This is a genomic window from Coriobacteriia bacterium (assembly GCA_034370385.1).
GTDB lineage: Bacteria > Actinomycetota > Coriobacteriia > Anaerosomatales > PHET01 > JAXMKZ01.
The window spans coordinates 1-1,004 of sequence record JAXMKZ010000021.1; the positions used below are offsets into that span (position 1 = coordinate 1).

At 64.3% G+C, this 1,004-nt stretch carries 1 protein-coding gene; it reads right to left on the bottom strand.

The features are described from left to right. Positions 1 to 9 precede the first annotated feature (9 nt). A complete protein-coding gene (locus tag U1E26_04820; protein MDZ4168962.1) occupies positions 10 to 960 on the bottom strand; it encodes an IS30 family transposase in 951 nt (316 codons plus the stop codon). Positions 961 to 1,004: the final 44 nt, after the last annotated feature.

Here is a 1,004-nt window from a genome sequence, read left to right on the forward strand (position 1 = left end):
AGTGACTTCCTACGATTGTGCATAGCACTCCTCCGGGGTCCTGTAGCCGAGCCTCTTGCGTGGTCGTGAGTTGAGCTTTGCGGCTACCGCGTCACAGTCCTCCTGCGTGACATGCGCCATGCTGGTCCTCTTCGGCAGGTACTGGCGGATCAGCCCGTTCGTGTTCTCGTTCGTGCCGCGCTCCCATGAGTGGTGCGGGGTGGCGAAGTAGAACTCGACACCGGTCGCTTCCTCGATCTGCTTGTAGGAGTGGAACTCGGTGCCGTTGTCCGCGGTGACGGTCGCCACCTTGCCTGAGTGCCGACCGATGAGCTCGACGCAACGCGCGACCGTGTCGGCGGCGCAGTGGCGGGCGAGCTTGCCCATCACGAGGTAGCCGGTGGCTCGCTCCACCAGCGTCACGACACTGTTGCGCCCGTGCTCGTTTCCCATCACCGTGTCGATCTCCCAGTGACCGACCTCGCTTCGCTCCTCGACTTGTGACGGGCGCTCTGAGATGTGGCGTTTACCTGCGAGTCTTCCGCGCCAGTCGCGCGACCGATAGCGCTTGCGGCACCGCTTGTTCGCCTGACGGAGGTGGCGCCACAGATCCCCTCCGGCGCGCTTGTCGGCCCACACGTGGATGTAGATCGCCTCATGGCTGATTCTGAGGATGCCCTCGGCTCTGAGGAAGCCTGCGACCTGCTCGGGGCTCCAGTCCATGCGCAGATAGCGGTCGACGACCTCCCACGTCTCAGCCGTGATCCTAGCGTTTCGCCTCGATCTTCGGCGCCGGGCAGTCGCGTAGGAGTGCGCGATGCCCGGGACGTAGCGACCTGACGGTCGCAGGCTGCGCCTGAGCTCTCGCGAGATCGTCGATGGTGCGCGTCCGAGCTCGCGGGCGATCGCCCGAATCGAGTAGTGGTGTTTCCTCATGACGTTGATGGCGTATCGTTCCTCCAGGGTGATCGGGGCGTGCATCCGGTCCTCACTTCTTGGCGGGAGTAAGGAACCGATTGTGCCCC

Coding starts and splice junctions, on each gene's coding strand:
- U1E26_04820 (MDZ4168962.1), bottom strand. CDS start 960: ATGCACGCCCCGATCACCCTGGAGGAACGATACGCCATCAACGTCATG.